The 18,738-nt window shown below is 72.0% G+C and carries 17 protein-coding genes; 14 read left to right on the top strand and 3 right to left on the bottom strand.

Annotated elements, in window-relative coordinates; translation table 11 throughout:
* Nucleotides 1-3 precede the first annotated feature (3 nt).
* Entirely contained in the window at nucleotides 4-159 is a 156-nt protein-coding gene (locus tag ACFV46_RS10330; RefSeq protein WP_385497742.1) for a hypothetical protein, read from the bottom strand.
* A 102-nt stretch (nucleotides 160-261) separates the two neighbouring features.
* On the opposite strand from ACFV46_RS10330, the gene ftsY reads away from it, so the two are divergent.
* The gene (ftsY, locus tag ACFV46_RS10325; protein ID WP_385497741.1) at nucleotides 262-1,470 is read left to right on the top strand and encodes a signal recognition particle-docking protein FtsY; all 1,209 of its coding nucleotides are present in this window, start codon (nucleotides 262-264) and stop codon (nucleotides 1,468-1,470) included.
* A 131-nt stretch (nucleotides 1,471-1,601) separates the two neighbouring features.
* Here ftsY and ACFV46_RS10320 read toward each other — a convergent pair whose 3' ends face one another.
* On the bottom strand, nucleotides 1,602-2,258 hold the full coding sequence (locus ACFV46_RS10320; protein ID WP_376727374.1) for a bifunctional DNA primase/polymerase: 657 nt from the start codon (nucleotides 2,256-2,258) through the stop codon (nucleotides 1,602-1,604).
* Nucleotides 2,259-2,717: 459 nt separating this feature from the next.
* Here ACFV46_RS10320 and ACFV46_RS10315 point away from each other — a divergent pair, with 459 nt between their 5' ends.
* The 6 genes from ACFV46_RS10315 (at nucleotide 2,718) to ftsH (ending at nucleotide 12,369) form a co-directional block, all read left to right on the top strand.
* Nucleotides 2,718-4,208, top strand: a complete 1,491-nt coding sequence (locus ACFV46_RS10315) for a hypothetical protein (RefSeq protein WP_385497740.1) — start codon at nucleotides 2,718-2,720, stop codon at nucleotides 4,206-4,208.
* 334 nt (nucleotides 4,209-4,542) lie between these two features.
* On the top strand, nucleotides 4,543-5,886 hold the full coding sequence (locus tag ACFV46_RS10310) for an ammonium transporter (RefSeq protein WP_361927005.1): 1,344 nt from the start codon (nucleotides 4,543-4,545) through the stop codon (nucleotides 5,884-5,886).
* Nucleotides 5,883-6,221: a P-II family nitrogen regulator gene (locus tag ACFV46_RS10305; RefSeq protein ID WP_003997576.1), complete on the top strand. Its 339-nt coding sequence runs from the start codon at nucleotides 5,883-5,885 to the stop codon at nucleotides 6,219-6,221. The genes ACFV46_RS10310 and ACFV46_RS10305 overlap by 4 nt, the downstream gene beginning before the upstream one ends.
* 25 nt (nucleotides 6,222-6,246) lie before the next feature.
* A complete protein-coding gene (locus tag ACFV46_RS10300; RefSeq protein WP_385497739.1) occupies nucleotides 6,247-8,694 on the top strand; it encodes a [protein-PII] uridylyltransferase in 2,448 nt (815 codons plus the stop codon).
* Nucleotides 8,695-8,778: 84 nt separating this feature from the next.
* Complete coding sequence (gene ffh / locus ACFV46_RS10295) at nucleotides 8,779-10,332, top strand: signal recognition particle protein (protein WP_385497738.1); 1,554 nt, start codon at nucleotides 8,779-8,781, stop codon at nucleotides 10,330-10,332.
* A 99-nt stretch (nucleotides 10,333-10,431) separates the two neighbouring features.
* Nucleotides 10,432-12,369, top strand: a complete 1,938-nt coding sequence (ftsH, locus tag ACFV46_RS10290; RefSeq protein WP_376727371.1) for an ATP-dependent zinc metalloprotease FtsH — start codon at nucleotides 10,432-10,434, stop codon at nucleotides 12,367-12,369.
* A 19-nt stretch (nucleotides 12,370-12,388) separates the two neighbouring features.
* Here the strand turns inward: ftsH and ACFV46_RS10285 are convergent, their stop codons facing one another.
* Nucleotides 12,389-13,243, bottom strand: a complete 855-nt coding sequence (locus ACFV46_RS10285; protein ID WP_385497737.1) for an SAM-dependent methyltransferase — start codon at nucleotides 13,241-13,243, stop codon at nucleotides 12,389-12,391.
* A gap of 198 nt (nucleotides 13,244-13,441) precedes the next feature.
* On the opposite strand from ACFV46_RS10285, the gene proS reads away from it, so the two are divergent.
* From proS to rplS, 7 genes are all read left to right on the top strand, one after another.
* Entirely contained in the window at nucleotides 13,442-14,857 is a 1,416-nt protein-coding gene (proS, locus tag ACFV46_RS10280) for a proline--tRNA ligase (RefSeq protein ID WP_361927016.1), read from the top strand.
* Nucleotides 14,858-15,117: 260 nt separating this feature from the next.
* Nucleotides 15,118-15,714 (top strand): hypothetical protein, encoded by a 597-nt coding sequence (locus ACFV46_RS10275; RefSeq protein WP_086870333.1) that lies wholly within the window; start codon nucleotides 15,118-15,120, stop codon nucleotides 15,712-15,714.
* Nucleotides 15,715-16,098: 384 nt separating this feature from the next.
* Complete coding sequence (gene rpsP, locus ACFV46_RS10270) at nucleotides 16,099-16,518, top strand: 30S ribosomal protein S16 (RefSeq protein WP_151786085.1); 420 nt, start codon at nucleotides 16,099-16,101, stop codon at nucleotides 16,516-16,518.
* A gap of 2 nt (nucleotides 16,519-16,520) precedes the next feature.
* Nucleotides 16,521-16,760: an RNA-binding protein gene (locus tag ACFV46_RS10265; RefSeq protein ID WP_003973401.1), complete on the top strand. Its 240-nt coding sequence runs from the start codon at nucleotides 16,521-16,523 to the stop codon at nucleotides 16,758-16,760.
* A 105-nt stretch (nucleotides 16,761-16,865) separates the two neighbouring features.
* Nucleotides 16,866-17,417 carry a ribosome maturation factor RimM gene (rimM, locus tag ACFV46_RS10260; protein ID WP_151786086.1) on the top strand — a complete coding sequence of 184 codons (552 nt, stop codon included), beginning with the start codon at nucleotides 16,866-16,868 and terminating at the stop codon, nucleotides 17,415-17,417.
* The gene (gene trmD / locus ACFV46_RS10255; RefSeq protein WP_385497736.1) at nucleotides 17,417-18,250 is read left to right on the top strand and encodes a tRNA (guanosine(37)-N1)-methyltransferase TrmD; all 834 of its coding nucleotides are present in this window, start codon (nucleotides 17,417-17,419) and stop codon (nucleotides 18,248-18,250) included. Before rimM ends, trmD begins: the two co-directional genes overlap by 1 nt.
* 135 nt (nucleotides 18,251-18,385) lie before the next feature.
* Nucleotides 18,386-18,736, top strand: a complete 351-nt coding sequence (rplS, locus tag ACFV46_RS10250; protein ID WP_151786088.1) for a 50S ribosomal protein L19 — start codon at nucleotides 18,386-18,388, stop codon at nucleotides 18,734-18,736.
* The last annotated feature ends 2 nt before the right edge of the window (nucleotides 18,737-18,738 follow it).

The following is an 18,738-nucleotide window of genomic DNA, read 5'->3' as shown; positions in this document are numbered from 1 at the left end:
CGCTCAGTCGCCCAGGGCGGGCAGCACCCGCTCGCCATCGAGGAGCCGCCGACCAGCAGCAGGGGGTGGGGGCTCCAGGGCGGCCCGGTAGCGGGCGGACGGCGAGGCGGGGGTCGCCTCCGGCTCGACCAGGTCGAAACGCACGACCGTGACGGGCATGGGGCCCCTTCGCCGGGCGGGTGGCACGGCGGACCTTGCCTGACGGTGTGTCAGACATCCATAGGGGTGTCGCGGCACTCCATGGCCGATACTGGTCGGGTTATGGACATCGTCATCCTTGCTGTAGTCATCGCCGTGGTCGTGCTCGGCGCGATCAGCGGGCTCGTCATCGGCACGCGCCGTAAGAAGCAGCTGCCCCCGCCGCCGCCCGCCGCCCCCGACATCACCGCCCCACCGGCCGAGCCGCACGTCGGCGACGAGGCCGAGACACCGCGCGACGAAGAGCGCCGGACCATAGAGGAGGTGGATCTCCCGGGCGGCGGAGCGACGGCCGTCGAGGAACCGCCCGTCGTCGAGGAGCTGCCGCCGGCCGCGATCGAGGTGCCGGAACCGACCGCCGGCCGCCTGGTCCGGCTGCGCACCCGGCTCTCCCGCTCCCAGAACGCCCTCGGCAAGGGGCTGCTCACGCTCCTGTCCCGCGAGCACCTGGACGAGGACACCTGGGAGGAGATCGAGGACACCCTGCTCACCGCCGACGTCGGCGTGGCCCCCACCCAGGAGCTGGTCGACGGCCTGCGCGATCGGGTCAAGGTGCTCGGCACCCGCACCCCCGAGGAGCTGCGGGGCCTGCTGCGCGAGGAGCTGCTCAAGCTCGTCGGTACCGACATGGACCGCACGGTCCACACCGAGCCCGAGGCGAGCAAGCCCGGCATCGTGATGGTCGTCGGCGTCAACGGCACCGGCAAGACCACCACCACCGGCAAGCTCGCCCGTGTCCTCGTGGCCGACGGCCGCAGTGTGGTCCTCGGCGCCGCCGACACCTTCCGGGCCGCCGCCGCCGACCAGCTCCAGACCTGGGGCGAGCGCGTCGGCGCCTACACCGTGCGCGGACCCGAGGGCGGCGACCCCGCCTCCGTGGCGTTCGACGCGGTGAAGGAGGGCAAGGAGATGGGCTCCGACGTCGTCCTCATCGACACCGCCGGGCGCCTGCACACCAAGACCGGTCTCATGGACGAGCTCGGCAAGGTCAAGCGCGTCGTGGAGAAGCACGCGCCGCTCGACGAGGTGCTGCTCGTGCTCGACGCCACCACCGGGCAGAACGGCCTCGTGCAGGCCCGTGTCTTCGCCGAGGTCGTCGACATCACCGGCATCGTGCTCACCAAGCTCGACGGCACCGCCAAGGGCGGCATCGTCATCGCCGTCCAGCGCGAGCTGGGCGTCCCGGTCAAGCTGATCGGGCTCGGCGAGGGCGCCGACGACCTGGCGCCGTTCGAGCCCGAGGCGTTCGTCGACGCCCTGATCGGGGAGTGACCTCACCGGCCGCGAACCCGTCGCGCCGGGCGAAGAAGCGCCCGCCACCCAAGGTGCAGTTGGGGGCGGGCGCTTCGCTGTGTACGGCGAGGTGCCGTGCCGCGAGCCGGACGGGACTTCCCGAGGACGCCCTACGCGCGGGAGCGGTGGGCCACGTAGGCCAGCGTGCCGAGGAGCAGGCGCGCCGCCGGCGGCTTCGTCGCCGTGTCCAGGGAGGGCGGCCGCAGCCAGCGGGCGGGGCCCAGGCCGCCCCGGTCGGAGGGGGGCGCGGTCACATGGCCGCCGGGGCCGAGGCCGTGCAGGTCGAGGTGGGTGCGGTCGTCCCAGCCCATGCGGTAGAGCAGGTCGTGCAGCTCGGCGGCGGCGCCCGGGGCGACCAGGAACTGGGCGCGGCCGCCGGGGGTGGCGATGACCGGGCCGAGGGGGAGGCCCATGCGCTCCAGCCGGGTCAGCGCCCGGCGGCCGGCCGGCTCGGCCACCTCGATCACGTCGAACGTCCGGCCGACCGGGAGCAGCACCGAGGCGCCGGGGTACTCCGACCACGCCTTGCTGACCTCGTCGAGCGTGGCCCCGGCCGGGATGACGGGGGCGAAGTCCAGAGGGTGCGCGCCGGGGGCCTCGCAGCCGGAGCGGCCGCACGAGCAGACGCCGCCCGTGGCCCGGGTGCCGGGCACGACGTCCCAGCCCCACAGTCCGGTGAACTCGGCCACGGCGGTGCACTCCGAGGAGCGGCCGCGCCGACGCGCGCCGGATCGGATCTCCCGGATACCGCCGATCGTGAAGCCCATGCCCCCTCCAACGGGTCCAGCACACCGCTGGTTACGGCGTGAGAGCGGATCGTGACCCTCTGTGTTCTCAGAATGGCCGGATACCCCGGGCGCCGCGTCGTCCAATGCGGCGCGTTGGAGTGTGCGGGGTGGTGGGGGGCGTGACACGCGCCCCTGAGTGCTCCGCTCCGCCTACTTCCGGCCGTCCTATGTCAAGTGAATCGCGTTGCGGCGTCCGTGAGTTCATTCGAAGGGGTGGCGAATGGTGGCGATTCTGCGAACGCCATGGCTGCGCCAGTGATCGTAGGATTACCGTGTGTGCACGGAGCCTCGGGGCACATGCACTTGTGGGTATGCCGCGGGCAAGTCGGCTTTCCGTTCGAAGGGTGACAACTGCCGGACGAGCGACCGTGTTTACCGGCATTCTGATAGGGCTTGGCGCACTCGGTGACAAGTGGTCCAAGGGATGGGGGCGTTCCAGTGAGCGGCAACGGCGGAAGCGGTACGAGTGCCACCGGCGCGTCGCACACGGACAAGCGCCCGAACGACCTTCTCTCGTCCTGGTTCGTGCGCAGCGGCTGGTCCAAGGGCGAACTGGCCCGCCAAGTGAACCGCCGCGCGCGCCAGTTGGGCGCCAACCACATCTCGACCGACACCTCCCGCGTCCGCCGCTGGCTGGACGGCGAGAACCCTCGCGAGCCGATCCCGAGGATCCTGTCCGAGCTCTTCTCCGAGCGGTTCGGCTGTGTCGTCTCCGTCGAGGACCTCGGCCTGCGCACGGCCCGCCAGTCACCGTCCGTGTCCGGCGTCGACCTGCCCTGGACCGGCCCCCAGACGGTCGCCCTCCTCAGCGAGTTCTCGCGCAGCGACCTCATGCTCGCGCGGCGCGGCTTCCTCGGGAGCTCGCTCGCGCTGTCCGCGGGCCCGGCGCTCGTCGAGCCGATGCAGCGCTGGCTGGTCCCTTCCCCGGCCGCCGAGCGCGAGTCCCGGGCCGTCCCGTCCTCGCGGGCGCGCGGGCGTCTGTCCAAGCCCGAGCTGGACCTGCTGCAGTCCACCACGGTGATGTTCCGGCAGTGGGACGCCCAGTGCGGGGGCGGCCTGCGCCGCAAGGCCGTCGTCGGGCAGCTGCACGAGGTGACCGACCTCCTCCAGGAGCCCCAGCCCGAGGCCACCACCCGGAAGCTGTTCAAGGTGGCCGCCGAGCTGGCCGAGCTGGCCGGCTGGATGTCGTACGACGTCGGGCTCCAGCCCACCGCGCAGAAGTACTTCGTCCTCGCGCTGCACGCCGCCAAGGAGGCCGGTGACCGGCCGCTCGGCTCGTACGTCCTGTCCAGCATGAGCCGCCAGATGATCCACCTCGGCCGGCCGGACGACGCCCTGGAGCTGATCCATCTCGCGCAGTACGGCAGCCGGGACTGCGCGAGCCCCCGCACCCAGTCGATGCTGTATGCGATGGAGGCCCGCGCCTACGCCAACATGGGCCAGCCCGGCAAGTGCAAGCGGGCCGTCCGGATGGCCGAGGACACCTTCGCCGAGGCCGACGAGTGGGACGAGCCGGACCCCGACTGGATCCGCTTCTTCTCCGAGGCCGAGCTGTACGGGGAGAACTCCCACTCCTTCCGCGACCTGGCCTATGTCGCCGGCCGCAGCCCCGCCTACGCCTCCCTCGCCGAGCCCGTGATGCGGCGGGCCGTGGACCTGTTCGCCCAGGACGCGGAGCACCAGCGGTCGTACGCGCTCAACCTGATCGGCATGGCCACCGTGCACCTGCTGCGACGCGAGCCCGAACAGAGCGTCGGCTACGCCGAGCAGGCCATGCGGATCGCCAAGAAGGTCCGCTCCGAGCGTGTGAACACTCGTATCCGAAAGACGGTCGACACAGCCGTACGCGACTTCGGGGAACTGGCCGAGGTCGTGGACCTGACCGAGAAGCTCGCCGTGGAGCTGCCCGAGACCGCGGAGGCGGTCTGACCACGCGCGTGTGCCCAGGGCACCCCTGACCCCGGCCGCGGCCGGCCCTCCCGAACTGCCCGACTCGGCTCCCCCATGCCAGGTCATCGGAAGGCCGACCGCGGCCGGTTTGCATCCCTCCACGAAGGTTGCGCCACGATAACGATCCGGCGGACCCGGATCCGGCAGTTCATCGACGCGTAACACGCGAGGTGCCTTCGTCACGGCGGCGAAACAACGAGGGGCTTCCACCGAAACCGCGCTGCGCCAATCTCTTGGCCCATACCGGCCCACCCCTCACTCCGCTCAGGCTTCGCCCGCACGGGGCCGCCGTACCTATGACGAGGAGACGCCGATGGCATCAGCCATCACGCTTGCGGCAGACGCTCCCGAGCTGTCCGCCGCCAACACAGGTTTCATGCTCATCTGCTCCGCCCTGGTGATGCTCATGACCCCGGGCCTGGCCTTCTTCTACGGAGGCATGGTCCGCGTCAAGAGCACACTGAACATGCTGATGATGAGCTTCATCAGCCTGGGGATCGTCACCATCCTGTGGGTGCTGTACGGCTTCTCCCTGGCGTTCGGCACCGACTCCGGCAGCCTCATCGGCTGGTCCTCCGACTTCGTCGGGCTCAGCGGGATCGGACTGACCGAGCTCTGGGACGGCTACACCATCCCGGTCTACGTCTTCGCCGTCTTCCAGCTGATGTTCGCCGTCCTCACGCCCGCCCTGATCAGCGGCGCCCTCGCGGACCGCGTGAAGTTCACGGCCTGGGCCCTGTTCATCACCCTGTGGGTCACGATCGTGTACTTCCCGGTCGCCCACTGGGTCTGGGGCGCCGGCGGCTGGGCCTTCGAGCTCGGCGTGATCGACTTCGCCGGTGGTACGGCCGTCCACATCAACGCGGGTGCCGCGGCGCTCGGCGTGATCCTGGTCATCGGCAAGCGCGTCGGCTTCAAGAAGGACCCGATGCGCCCGCACAGCCTCCCGCTGGTCATGCTCGGCGCCGGCCTGCTGTGGTTCGGCTGGTTCGGCTTCAACGCCGGTTCGTGGCTCGGCAACGACGACGGCGTCGGCGCGCTGATGTTCGTCAACACGCAGGTCGCCACCGGTGCCGCCGTCCTCGGCTGGCTCGCCTACGAGAAGATCCGCCACGGCGCGTTCACCACCCTCGGTGCCGCGTCCGGCGCGGTCGCCGGCCTCGTCGCGATCACCCCGGCCGGTGGCGCGGTCTCCCCGCTCGGCGCCATCGCGGTCGGCCTCATCGCCGGTGTCCTGTGCGCCATGGCGGTCGGCCTGAAGTACAGGTTCGGCTACGACGACTCCCTCGACGTGGTCGGCGTCCACCTCGTCGGCGGCATCCTCGGCTCGCTGCTCATCGGCTTCTTCGCCACCGGCGGCGGCCAGTCCGACGTGGCCGGCCTCTTCTACGGCGGCGGCCTCGACCAGTTCTGGAAGCAGTGCGCCGGTGTCTTCGGTGTCCTCGCCTACTCGCTGATCGCCTCCGCGGTCCTCGCCTTCCTGATCGACAAGACGATCGGGATGCGCGTCTCCGAGGACGAGGAGATCGCCGGCATCGACCAGGCCGAGCACGCCGAGACCGCATACGACTTCAGCGGTGCCGGTGGCGGTGCCGCCCGTACCGCCGCGGCCCCGGCCCCGGTCGCCGCGGCCGAGAGCAAGAAGGTGGACGCATGAAGCTCATCACCGCCGTCGTCAAGCCCCACCGGCTCGACGAGATCAAGGAGGCCCTCCAGGCCTTCGGAGTACACGGCCTGACGGTCACCGAGGCCAGCGGTTACGGTCGTCAGCGGGGCCACACCGAGGTCTACCGCGGTGCCGAGTACACCGTCGACCTGGTGCCGAAGATCCGCATCGAGGTCCTGGCCGAGGACGACGACGCCGAGCAGCTGATCGACGTCATCGTCAAGGCGGCCCGCACCGGCAAGATCGGTGACGGCAAGGTCTGGTCCCTGCCGGTCGAGACGGCCGTACGGGTCAGGACCGGCGAGCGCGGCCCCGACGCGCTCTGATCAGCGGAAGAACAGGAGCTGCCGGGTGTCGAGTACGGATGTGCGGGACGAAGCAGAGGACTCGGGACCCAGCGGCTACGCGGCGGCCCGGCTGCGCCTCCTCACCGAGGGGGCGCGGTCCGGGCCGCCGCGCCGCTCCGCCCTCGCCCAGCTCACCGACGAGTGGCTGACCGGCCTGTTCGCCGCGGGCGCCGAGGGGACGCGAGGCGTCGCCCTGGTGGCCGTCGGCGGCTACGGCCGCGGCGAGCTGTCCCCGCGCAGCGACCTGGACCTCCTCCTGCTGCACGACGGAGGGGACGGCACGGCGGTCGCCGCCCTCGCCGACCGCATCTGGTACCCGGTCTGGGACCTCGGGCTCGCCCTCGACCACTCCGTGCGCACCCTCGCCGAGGCCCGCAAGACCGCCGCCGACGACCTCAAGGTGCAGCTGGGCCTGCTGGACGCCCGGCACATCGCCGGCGACCTCGGCCTCACCACGGGACTGCGCACCGCCGTCCTCGCCGACTGGCGCAACCAGGCGGCCAAGCGGCTGCCCGAGCTCCAGGAGCTGTCCGCCGAGCGCGCCCAGCGGCAGGGCGAACTCCAGTACCTGCTGGAACCCGATCTCAAGGAGGCCCGCGGCGGACTGCGGGACGCCACCATCCTGCGCGCCGTCGCCGCCTCCTGGCTGGCGGACGCCCCCCGCGAGGGCCTCGCCGACGCCCGGCGCCGCCTCCTCGACGTCCGCGACGCGCTGCACCTGGCCACCGGACGGGCCACCGACCGGCTCGCCCTCCAGGAGCAGGACCAGGTCGCCGCCGAACTCGGCCTGCTCGACGCCGACACCCTGCTGCGCCAGGTGTACGAGGCGGCCCGGGTCATCTCGTACGCCAGCGACGTCACCTGGCGCGAGGTGAACCGTGTGCTGCGGGCCCGCGCGGTACGGCCCCGGCTGCGGGCCATGCTGGGCGGCGGGAAGCCCACCGCGGAACGCTCCCCGCTGGCCGAGGGCGTCGTCGAGCAGGACGGCGAGGTCGTGCTCGCCCGCGCCGCGCGCCCCGACCGCGACCCCGTGCTCCCGCTGCGCGCCGCGGCCGCCGCCGCCCAGGCCGGGCTCCCGCTTTCCCTGCACGCCGTCCGGCGCATGGCCACCGGGGTGCGCCCGCTGACCACGCCCTGGCCCGCCGAGGCCCGCGAACAGCTCGTCACCCTGCTGGGCTCGGGCCGGCCCACCGTCGAGGTCTGGGAGGCCCTGGAGGCCGAGGGGCTGATCACCCACTTCCTGCCCGACTGGGAGCGGGTGCGCTGCCGCCCGCAGCGCAACGCCGTCCACGTCTGGACCGTCGACCGGCACCTCATCGAGACCGCCGTCCGCGCCTCCGAGTTCACCCGCCGCGTCCACCGCCCCGACCTGCTGCTCGTCGCCGCGCTGCTGCACGACATCGGCAAGGGCTGGCCCGGCGACCACTCGGTGGCCGGCGAGATCATCGTCAAGGACATGGCCGCCAGGATCGGCTTCGACCGCGACGACGTGGCGGTGCTCTCCACCCTCGTCCGCCACCACCTGCTGCTCGTCGAGACGGCCACCCGGCGGGACCTGGAGGACCCGGCGACCGTCCGCGCGGTCGCCGACGCCGTCGGCACGCCCGGCACGCTGGAGCTGCTGCACGCCCTGACCGAGGCGGACGCCCTGGCCACCGGCCCCGCCGCCTGGTCGGCCTGGCGCGGCTCCCTCGTCGCCGACCTGGTCAAACGGGTCGGCGCGGTGCTCGCCGGGGACGCCCCCGACGAGCCGGAGGCCGCCGCGCCCACCGCCGAACAGGAACGCCTCGCCCTCGAGGCGATCGCCGTGGGCAGCCCCGTCCTGGCTCTGCGCGCCCAGACCGAGCCACCGTCCGAGGACGGGCCGGCCGGCGGCCCGGAACCGCTCGGCGTGGAGCTCCTGATCGCCGTCCCCGACCAGCCGGGCGTGCTGCCCGCGGTCGCCGGAGTCCTCGCCATGCACCGGCTGACCGTGCGCACCGCCGAGCTGCGGGCCCTGGACCTGCCCGACGGCGTCGACGGCTCCGTCCTCCTGCTGAACTGGCGGGTCGCCGCCGAGTACGGCTCCCTGCCGCAGGCGACCCGGCTGCGCGCCGACCTCGTGCGCGCCCTGGACGGCTCGCTGGACATCGCCGGGCGGCTCGCGGAGCGGGACGCCGCCTATCCGCGCCGGCGGGGCGTAGTGGCGCCGCCGCCCCGGGTCACCGTGCATCCGGCGGCGTCCCGGCTGGCCACCGTCATCGAGGTGCGCGCCCAGGACGCGCCCGGCCTGCTGTTCCGGATCGGGCGCGCGCTGGAGGACGCGAGCGTGCGGGTGCGCAGCGCCCACGTCAGCACCCTGGGCGCCAACGCCGTCGACGCGTTCTATGTCACAGGTCCCGAGGGCGCGCCGCTGCCCGGTGAGGAGGCCGTGTCCGTGGCCCGCAAGCTGGAGGAGACCCTGCGGGGCTGACCGGGGGATCCCGGCCACCTGTGTCGCCGGGATACCCTGGAGGGCGATTCCCAGCTGCCACCGACCCCGAGGACCGCGAGCGCCGTGTTCGATACTCTTTCCGATCGCCTCTCAGCGACGTTCAAGAACCTGCGTGGCAAGGGACGGCTCTCCGAAGCGGACATCGACGCCACCGCGCGCGAGATCCGTATCGCGCTCCTCGAAGCCGACGTGGCGCTGCCCGTCGTGCGGACGTTCATCAAGAACGTCAAGGAGCGCGCGCTCGGCGCCGAGGTCTCCAAGGCGCTGAACCCGGCCCAGCAGGTCCTGAAGATCGTCAACGACGAGCTCGTCACGATCCTGGGCGGCGAGACCCGCCGGCTGCGCTTCGCCAAGCAGCCGCCCACCGTGATCATGCTGGCCGGTCTGCAGGGTGCCGGTAAGACCACCCTCGCGGGCAAGCTCGGCCGCTGGCTGAAGGAGCAGGGCCACTCGCCGGTGCTGGTCGCCGCCGACCTCCAGCGCCCCAACGCCGTCAACCAGCTGAGCGTCGTCGCCGAGCGCGCCGGCGTCGCCGTCTACGCGCCCGAGCCGGGCAACGGCGTGGGCGACCCGGTGAAGGTCGCCAAGGACTCCATCGAGTTCGCGAAGACCAAGGTCCACGACATCGTCATCGTGGACACCGCCGGCCGCCTCGGCATCGACCAGGAGATGATGCAGCAGGCCGCGGACATCCGCGACGCCGTCTCCCCGGACGAGATCCTCTTCGTCGTCGACGCGATGATCGGCCAGGACGCGGTCAACACCGCCGAGGCCTTCCGTGACGGCGTCGGCTTCGACGGCGTGGTGCTCTCCAAGCTCGACGGTGACGCCCGCGGTGGTGCCGCCCTGTCGATCCGGCAGATCACCGGCAAGCCGATCATGTTCGCCTCCAACGGCGAGAAGCTGGACGACTTCGACGCCTTCCACCCGGACCGGATGGCCTCCCGCATCCTCGACATGGGTGACCTGCTCACCCTGATCGAGCAGGCGGAGAAGACGTTCAGCCAGGAAGAGGCCGAGAAGATGGCCTCCAAGCTGGCGTCCAAGAAGGGCCAGGACTTCACCCTGGACGACTTCCTGGCCCAGATGGAGCAGGTCCGCAAGATGGGCTCCATCTCCAAGCTGCTCGGCATGCTGCCCGGCATGGGCCAGATCAAGGACCAGATCAACAACCTGGACGAGCGGGACGTCGACCGCACCGCCGCGATCATCAAGTCGATGACCCCGGCCGAGCGTCAGGAGCCGACGATCATCAACGGCTCCCGCCGCGCCCGTATCGCCAAGGGCTCCGGCGTCGAGGTCAGTGCCGTCAAGAACCTGGTCGAGCGGTTCTTCGAGGCCCGCAAGATGATGTCCCGCATGGCCCAGGGCGGCGGGATGCCCGGTATGCCGGGGATGCCGGGCATGGGTGGCGGCCCCGGCCGCACCAAGAAGCAGCCGAAGAAGGCCAAGGGCAAGCAGCGCTCCGGCAACCCGATGAAGCGCAAGCAGCAGGAGCAGGAGGAGGCCGCCCGCCGCGCCGCCGCCGCGCAGGGCGGCGGGGCCTTCGGGGTGCCCGGCCAGCAGCCCGGCAAGGACTTCGAGCTCCCGGACGAGTTCAAGAAGTTCATGGGCTGACCGCTCCCGTACGTCGCACAGGGCGTCCCTCCTCCGGGAACTCCGGGAGGGGCGCCCTCTGCGCGTGCCGAGGCCCGGCGACTGCCGTAACGTCCAGATATGAGCGATACCGCGCCACGACGGAAGGCTCCGGACCAGCCGTGGCGCACCGAGGGCACACCGGAGGAGCCGCCCGGGCGGTCCGGGGGCCGCCGGATGCGCGGCCGCTGGTGGGGTCTGGCCGTCACCGTGGTGGTCGTGTTCCTGCTCGCCTATGTGGGCCTGAACTACCTCGACCGGGGCGACGAGCCGACGATCTCGTACACCGAGTTCAGCCGGCAGGTCGAGGCGGACAACATCGCCAAGATCTACTCCAAGGGCGACGCCATCCAGGGCGAGCTCAAGAAGGCCCGGGACGCCCCCGGCGACGGCGGCACGTTCACCAAGTTCCGCACCCAGCGCCCCGCGTTCGCCGAGGACGACCTCTGGCAGGAGCTGAACAGCCGTGGGGTGACCGTGACCGCGGAGCCGGTCGTCAAGGAGCGCAGCGCCCTCACCAACCTGCTGATCTCCCTCGCGCCCATCGTCGTCATCGTCGCGGTGTGGATCTTCGTCGCCCGGCGGTTCGGCCCGGGACGCGGCGGCGCCGGCGGCATGTTCGGGCGCAAGCCACCGCCCAGACCGGTCGAGCTGCTGCCGGGCCGGCACCGCACCACCTTCGCGGACGTCGCCGGCATCGACGAGGTCAAGGGCGAACTCGACGACGTCGTCGACTTCCTGGAACACCCCGACGCCTACCGCGCGATGGGCGCGAAGATGCCGCGCGGCGTCCTCCTCGCGGGCTCGCCCGGCACCGGCAAGACCCTGCTCGCACGGGCCGTGGCGGGCGAGGCCGGCGTGCCGTTCTTCTCGGCCTCCGCCTCCGAGTTCATCGAGATGATCGTCGGCGTCGGCGCGTCCCGCGTCCGGGAGCTGTTCGCCGAGGCCCGCAAGGTGGCACCGTCGATCATCTTCATCGACGAGATCGACACCATCGGCCGCGTCCGCAGCGGCGGCGCCTCGGTCAGCGGCCACGACGAGCGCGAGCAGACCCTGAACCAGATCCTCACCGAGATGGACGGCTTCACCGGCTCCGAGGGCGTCATCGTCATCGCGGCCACCAACCGCGCCGACATCCTCGACCCCGCGCTGACCCGGCCCGGCCGCTTCGACCGCGTCGTCAACGTCTCCCCGCCGGACCGCCGCGGCCGCGAGGCCATCCTGCGCATCCACACCCGCGACATCCCGCTCGCCGACGACGTGGACCTGACCCAGCTGGCGCGCACCACCCCCGGCATGACCGGCGCGGACCTGGCCAACCTCGCGAACGAAGGCGCGCTGCTCGCCGTCCGCAGGGGTCAGTCGCAGGTGACGGCCACGGACCTGTCCGAGGCGCTGGAGAAGGTGCAGCTCGGCGCCGAGCGCACCCTCGTGATGCCCGAGGAGGACCGCCGGCGCACCGCCTACCACGAGAGCGGCCACGCCCTGCTGGGCATGCTCCAGCCCGGCGCCGACCCGGTCCGCAAGGTCACCATCGTGCCGCGCGGCCGGGCCCTCGGCGTCACCATGTCCACCCCGGAGGTGGAGCGGTACGCGCACTCCGAGGAGTATCTGCGCGGCCGCATCATCGGCGCCCTGGGCGGCATGGCCGCCGAGGAGGAGGTCTACGGCGTCGTCACCACCGGCGCGGAGAACGACCTCGAACAGGTCACCGCCATCGCCCGCGGCATGGTCGCCCGCTGGGGCATGAGCGAAGCCGTCGGCCGGCTGTCCGCCCTGCCCAGCGACGCCCAGCAGGCGTACGGGCTCTCCGCGGCCCCCCGCACCCTCGACGTCATCGACACCGAGATGCGCCGCATCGTCGACGACTGCTACGAGGAGGCCCGCCGCAAGCTGCGCGAGCACCGCGGCCGGCTGGACGCCCTGGCGCAGGCCCTGCTGGAGCAGGAGACCCTGGAGGAGGCCGACGCCTACCGGGTCGCCGGCATCCCGCGGCTGGCGAAGAACGACACCGCGTAGCGGACGGGGTCGGCCGAGCTCACGGCACGCGCGCGATCAGATACCGGAAGACGTTCGGCATCCACACCGTCCCGTCCCGCCGCTGATGCGGGTGCAGCGCCTCCGCCAGCTCCTTGTCGACCTGCGCCTGGTCCGTCGCCGTGATCGCCGCGTCGAACAGCCCTGTCGACTTCAGCCCGCGCACGGCGCTGTCCACGTCCGCGTACCCGAACGGGCAGGCCACCCGGCCCGAGCCGTCGATCCGCAGCCCCGCCCGCTGGGCGACCTCCTCCAGGTCGTCCCGCAGCGCCTGACGCCAACTGCCCGCGCCCCGCAGCGGATCGGCCAGCTTCGTGGCGACCCGCAGTACCGACGAGGTCGCACAGCGCTCGGGCGGCCCCCAGCCCGCCAGCACCACCGGCGCGCCCCGCCCGGCGAGTGGCGTCGCGGACGCCAGCAGACCGGCCAGCCCCTCCGCGTCGCCCGCCAGGCACCCGATGGGCTCGAAGGCGGTCACGACCGTGAAGGCCGGCGACCGCGCCTCCCTCGCGTCCGCCAGGGTGTCGACGAGCCGCATGCCGCTCCGCGCGCGTGCGTCCCCGCCCGCGGGGAGCAGCCGCTGCCGCGCCAGGGCCAGCCGCTCGGGGGCGGACGCCTCGACGCCGGTCACGGCCGCGCCTCTGGACGCCGCCATCAGCAGGGCGAGTCCGCTGCCGCAGCCCAGGCCCAGCAGCCTGCTGCCGGGACCCACCTCCAAGCGCTCGTAGACCGCCTCGTAGAGCGGGACCAGCATCCGCTCCTGGATCTCGGACCAGTCACGCGCGCGTGCACACGGGTCCACGCGAGGTGCCCGGCCCGCGCGAGGCAGACGCTGCCGCACGAGCGTAGGTGTCATGTAAAGCGCCCCAATCCGCCGAGAGTTGTCGCGATGCCCGCTTCCGTCGCCCCCGTGGCATGCGCTCGCGCTCCCCCCGTATGCCAGGTAACTCCGCGCCCGTCCCCGCGTCCAGGGGTTGCGGGGCCCTGCTTGTGGCTTCCCCGTGTCCGTGGCCAAAATTCACATTCCGGTAATCGGAGGCCGTACGATCCCGTCATGGTGAAGGCACCCGTACTCACGCCCCGGGCCGACGACTTCCCGCGCTGGTACCAGGATCTGGTCGCCAAGGCCGAGCTGGCCGACAACGGACCGGTGCGCGGCACCATGGTCATCCGGCCGTACGGCTACGGCCTGTGGGAGCGCATGCAGGCCGAGATGGACGCCCGCATCAAGGCGACCGGCACGCAGAACGCGTACTTCCCGGTGCTGATCCCGCAGTCCTCGCTGGCCCGGGAGGCCGACCACGTCGAGGGGTTCGCGCCCGAACTCGCGGTGGTCACGCACGGCGGCGGCAAGGAGCTGGAGGAGCCCGCCGTGGTCCGCCCCACCTCCGAGATGATCGTCAACGAGTACTTCGCCAAGTGGGTGCAGAGCTACCGCGATCTGCCGCTGCTGATCAACCAGTGGGCGAACGTGGTGCGTTGGGAGCTGCGGCCGCGGCTGTTCCTGCGCACCACCGAGTTCCTGTGGCAGGAGGGCCACACCGCGCACGCCACCTACGAGGAGGCCCGCGACTTCGCCGCCCGCATCCACCGCGAGGTCTACGAGGACTTCATGGTGGACGTCCTCGCGATGGACGTCCTTCCCGGCCGCAAGACCACGAAGGAGCGCTTCGCCGGGGCCGTCAACACCCTCACGCTCGAAGGCATGATGGGCGACGGCAAGGCCCTCCAGATGGCCACCAGCCATGAGTTGGGCCAGAACTTCGCCAAGGCGTTCGACACGCGCTACCTCTCCGCCGACGGCCGGCAGGAGCTGGTCTGGCAGACCTCCTGGGGCTCGACCACCCGCATGATCGGCGCGCTCGTGATGATGCACGGCGACGACGACGGCCTGCGCGTCCCGCCGCGGCTCGCGCAGACCCAGGTCGTCGTGGTCGCGGTGAAGGGCGACGAACAGGTTCTGGCCACGGTCCGGGAGATCGGCGCCCGGCTCGCCGCCGCCGGTCTGCGGGTCCAGGTCGACGACCGCACGGACACCCCCTTCGGCCGCCGGATCGTGGACTGGGAGCTCAAGGGCGTACCGGCCCGCGTCGAGGTCGGCCCCCGTGACCTGCGGAACGGCACGGCGACGCTGGCCCGGCGGATCCCCGGCGGAAAGGAGCCGATCGCGCTCGACGCGCTGCCGGCCCGGCTGCCCGCGCTCCTGGAGGAGGACCAGGCGCTGCTGCTGGCGCAGTCCCGTGAGCGCCGCGCCTCCCGCACCGCGGACGTGGCGAGCGCCGAGGAGGCCGTTGAGGCGGTGGCGGGCGGCGGCTGGGCGCGCCTGCCGTGGGCCGCGCTCGGCCCGGAGGGCGAGGCCGCGCTCGCCGAGCACGCGGTGACCGTACGGTGTCTGGTCGCCGCGGACGGGTCGGTGCCGGACGCCGAGGACGCACCCGGTAACGTCGCGGTCGTCGCGCGCGCTTACTGAGATGACGCCGGGGGAGCGACAGCGGCCGAAACGCCTCTTGCGCACGCGCCCATCACAGGGGTGACCGCGTCTGGACCCGGGCTACGCGCCGGGTCGTACGTCAGGCTACGCACCGTCTTGGTACGAGCTGTAGGCCTTTCTCCGCAGATCAGCGCACCCGCCCTCGTCGGTGCGCATCATTCCCGACTGACGGGTACGTGCAAATTATTTGGGATGCCCTGGAATCGGAACACAGCGGCACCCCGGCTCGTTGTCATTACGTGAGCACGACACAGACACCACCTGTTCTCGCCGCGGAGCTGGCGCAGGCGTGGGCCGACATTCAGCGGTACCACCCCGAGCTGCCGGATCTCGCCGCGCCAGAGTCCCTGATCGGGGAGTCGTCGTCCGCCTGCGGTCACGAACTCTCCTTCGAGCGACTGCTCCATGAGGCAGTCCATGGCATCGCCGCCGCGCGCGGCATCCGGGACACGTCCCGGGCCGGCCGCTACCACAACCGCCGATTCCTCACCATCGCCGAGGAGCTGGGCCTGGACCACCCCGAGGAGCCGCACCCGAGCAGCGGTTTCTCCCTGGTCACGCTCAACCCCGAGGCCAAGCGCCGGTACCGCCCGACCATCGAGCGCCTCCAGCGGGCGCTGAAGGCCCATATGGCGGCGACCTCCTCGGACACCGGCAGGACCTTCCGGGGCCCGGCCGCCCGGCACGGCTCCTCCGGAGGGGGCGTCCGCGTCAAGGCGGTCTGCGACTGCGGCCGCAACGTCCGGGTCGTCCCCTCGGTCCTCGCCCAGGCCCCCATCGTGTGCGGCGGCTGCGGCAAGCCGTTCCGCATCCCGGAGGTCATGGGAGCGGCGTGACGCGCTCGCACGGCGTCCGGCACCGGCATCTCGTGGCTGCCGGTCAGGGACGCAGGGCGAGGCGGGTGCCGTCGTGACCCGTCCGGCCGTGGCGTCGAGGACGGCACGGCCGGACGCGGACGGCACCCCGCGGCGTCGGGCTGCTCGTGGCCGATGCTCACGGCACCCGGTCCGCCGGGTGCCCCATTGGCATGCCCGCGCACGGCCGGCCACACCCGGCCGGGAGCGACCCGCCGGGTGTGGCACAATGGCTAGCTGTACTCGACAGCCGCACAGGACCCCTCTCTCCTCCGGCTGACGCGTCCATCGGGCACTCGGGTACCGCAACCCCACGCGGCAGTCCTGCCGTGCCCAACCACGTCAAATCCAGGAGAACCCACTCCAGTGGCAGTCAAGATCAAGCTGAAGCGTCTGGGCAAGATCCGTTCGCCTCACTACCGCATCGTCGTCGCCGACTCCCGTACCCGTCGTGACGGCCGTGCGATCGAGGAGATCGGCAAGTACCACCCGACCTACAACCCGTCGGTCATCGAGGTGGACGCCGAGCGCGTGGCGTACTGGCTGGGTGTCGGCGCGCAGCCGACCGAGCCCGTCCTCGCCATTCTGAAGAAGACCGGCGACTGGCAGAAGTTCAAGGGCGAGCCCGCCCCGGCTCCGCTGCTGACCGCCGAGCCGAAGAAGGCGCGCCCGTCGTTCGAGGCCCTCGGTGGCGACGACGAGGGCAAGGGTGAGGCGATCACCCAGAAGAAGAAGGCGGAGAAGAAGGACGAGGCCGCGGCCGAGTCCGAGTCGGCCGAGGCCTGAGCATGCTCGAGGAGGCTCTCGAGCACCTCGTGAAGGGCATCGTCGACAACCCTGACGATGTGCAGGTCGCCTCGCGCAACCTGCGCCGCGGACGTGTGCTGGAGGTCCGGGTCCACCCCGACGACCTCGGCAAGGTGATCGGCCGCAACGGCCGCACCGCACGCGCTCTGCGCACCGTCGTGGGCGCCATCGGCGGCCGCGGTGTCCGCGTCGACCTCGTCGACGTGGACCACGTCCGCTGACGCCGAACACAGCACCGGCTCGGGCCGGGGAGGGCCACTCGGCCGTCCCCGGCCCGTAGTCGTCTACGCAGTCATGCCGCAGGCACACGACAGGAGATTGGACACGTGCAGCTGGTAGTCGGACGGATCGGCCGGGCCCACGGCATCAAGGGCGAGGTCACCGTCGAGGTACGCACCGACGAGCCGGAGCTGCGGCTCGCGCCCGGAGCCGTGCTCGCCACCGATCCCGCCTCCACGGGACCCCTCACCATCGAGAGCGGCCGCGTCCACAGCGGACGCCTCCTGCTGCGCTTCGAGGGCGTACGCGACCGCACCGGCGCCGAGGCCCTGCGCAACACCCTCCTGATCGCGGACGTCGACCCCGACGAGCTGCCCGAGGAGGAGGACGAGTACTACGACCACCAGCTCATGGACCTGGACGTGGTCACCGCGGACGGCGTCGAGGTCGGCCGCATCACCGAGATCTCGCACCTGCCCACCCAGGACCTGTTCATCGTCGAACGGCCCGACGGGAGCGAGGTGATGATCCCGTTCGTCTCCGAGATCGTCACCGAGATCGACCTGGAGGAGCAGCGGGCCGTCATCACCCCGCCGCCGGGCCTCATCGACGACCGGGCGGAGATCGCCTCGTCCCGGGACGCGGAGGCCGAGAGCTGATGCGGCTCGACGTCGTCACGATCTTCCCCGAGTACCTGGACCCCCTGAACGTCTCCCTCGTCGGCAAGGCCCGCGCGCGCGGGCAGCTGAACGTCCAGGTGCACGACCTGCGCCGGTGGACGTACGACCGCCACAACACGGTCGACGACACCCCGTACGGCGGCGGCCCCGGCATGGTCATGAAGACCGAGCCCTGGGGCGACGCACTCGACTCCGTCCTGGCCGACGGCTACGAGGGCGGCGCCGGCGAGCCGACGCTGATCGTCCCCACCCCCAGCGGGCGGCCCTTCACCCAGGAACTCGCCGTCGAGCTGTCCGAGCGGCCCTGGCTGATCTTCACCCCCGCCCGCTACGAGGGCATCGACCGCCGTGTCATCGACGAGTACGGCACCCGGATGCCCGTGCACGAGGTGTCCATCGGCGACTACGTCCTCGCCGGCGGCGAGGCGGCCGTCCTCGTGATCACCGAGGCCGTGGCCCGGCTGCTGCCCGGCGTCCTCGGCAACGCCGAGTCGCACCGCGACGACTCCTTCGCGCCCGGCGCCATGGCGAGCCTGCTGGAGGGCCCCGTCTACACCAAGCCGCCCGAGTGGCGCGGCCGGGACATCCCGGAGGTGCTGCTCAGCGGCCACCACGGGAAGATCGCCCGCTGGCGCCGCGACGAGGCGCTGCGGCGCACCACGGCCAACCGGCCCGACCTGATCGAACGCTGCGAGCCCGCCGCCTTCGACAAGAAGGACCGCGAGATGCTCTCCATCCTGGGCTGGATGCCCGACCCGGAGGGCGAGCGGTTCGGCCGATTTTGGCGCAGGACCAAGGCCGTGGAAGAATAGGCCGCTGTTGTGCGCCGTCCGGCGTGCGCCCCTGCCACAGGGGGACACGACGCCCGCCCCGACGGGCACAGCACTCTCATCTCGAACACCTAGTTCCGTTGATGACCTGTGGCATCAGCGAAGAAAGCAGACGAAATGTCTCACCTGCTCGACTCCGTCGACGCCGCGTCGCTGCGCAGCGACGTCCCGGCCTTCCGCCCCGGCGACACCGTCAACGTCCACGTGCGCGTCATCGAGGGCAACCGCTCCCGTGTGCAGCAGTTCAAGGGCGTGGTGATCCGCCGCCAGGGTGCCGGCGTGCGCGAGACCTTCACGGTCCGCAAGGTCTCCTTCTCCGTCGGCGTCGAGCGCACCTTCCCGGTGCACACCCCGATCGTGGAGAAGATCGAGCTCGTCACCCGCGGTGACGTGCGTCGCGCCAAGCTGTACTACCTGCGCGAGCTGCGCGGCAAGGCCGCGAAGATCAAGGAGAAGCGCGAGAACTGAGC

It is taken from the genome of Streptomyces sp. NPDC059852 (assembly GCF_042731455.1).
In the GTDB taxonomy this organism is placed as follows: Bacteria; Actinomycetota; Actinomycetes; order Streptomycetales; family Streptomycetaceae; genus Streptomyces.
Note: the sequence above shows the minus strand (reverse complement) of the source record. Positions and strands in the feature narration are given on the sequence as shown.

What these genes read in the sequence shown, in the direction of transcription:
- ACFV46_RS10330 (WP_385497742.1), bottom strand. Translation starts at nt 159, where the DNA reads ATGCCCGTCACGGTCGTGCGTTTCGACCTGGTCGAGCCGGAGGCGACC.
- ftsY (WP_385497741.1), top strand. Translation starts at nt 262, where the DNA reads ATGGACATCGTCATCCTTGCTGTAGTCATCGCCGTGGTCGTGCTCGGC.
- ACFV46_RS10320 (WP_376727374.1), bottom strand. Translation starts at nt 2,258, where the DNA reads ATGGGCTTCACGATCGGCGGTATCCGGGAGATCCGATCCGGCGCGCGT.
- ACFV46_RS10310 (WP_361927005.1), top strand. Translation starts at nt 4,543, where the DNA reads ATGGCATCAGCCATCACGCTTGCGGCAGACGCTCCCGAGCTGTCCGCC.
- ACFV46_RS10305 (WP_003997576.1), top strand. Translation starts at nt 5,883, where the DNA reads ATGAAGCTCATCACCGCCGTCGTCAAGCCCCACCGGCTCGACGAGATC.
- ftsH (WP_376727371.1), top strand. Translation starts at nt 10,432, where the DNA reads ATGAGCGATACCGCGCCACGACGGAAGGCTCCGGACCAGCCGTGGCGC.
- ACFV46_RS10285 (WP_385497737.1), bottom strand. Translation starts at nt 13,243, where the DNA reads ATGACACCTACGCTCGTGCGGCAGCGTCTGCCTCGCGCGGGCCGGGCA.
- proS (WP_361927016.1), top strand. Translation starts at nt 13,442, where the DNA reads ATGGTGAAGGCACCCGTACTCACGCCCCGGGCCGACGACTTCCCGCGC.
- ACFV46_RS10265 (WP_003973401.1), top strand. Translation starts at nt 16,521, where the DNA reads ATGCTCGAGGAGGCTCTCGAGCACCTCGTGAAGGGCATCGTCGACAAC.
- trmD (WP_385497736.1), top strand. Translation starts at nt 17,417, where the DNA reads ATGCGGCTCGACGTCGTCACGATCTTCCCCGAGTACCTGGACCCCCTG.
- rplS (WP_151786088.1), top strand. Translation starts at nt 18,386, where the DNA reads ATGTCTCACCTGCTCGACTCCGTCGACGCCGCGTCGCTGCGCAGCGAC.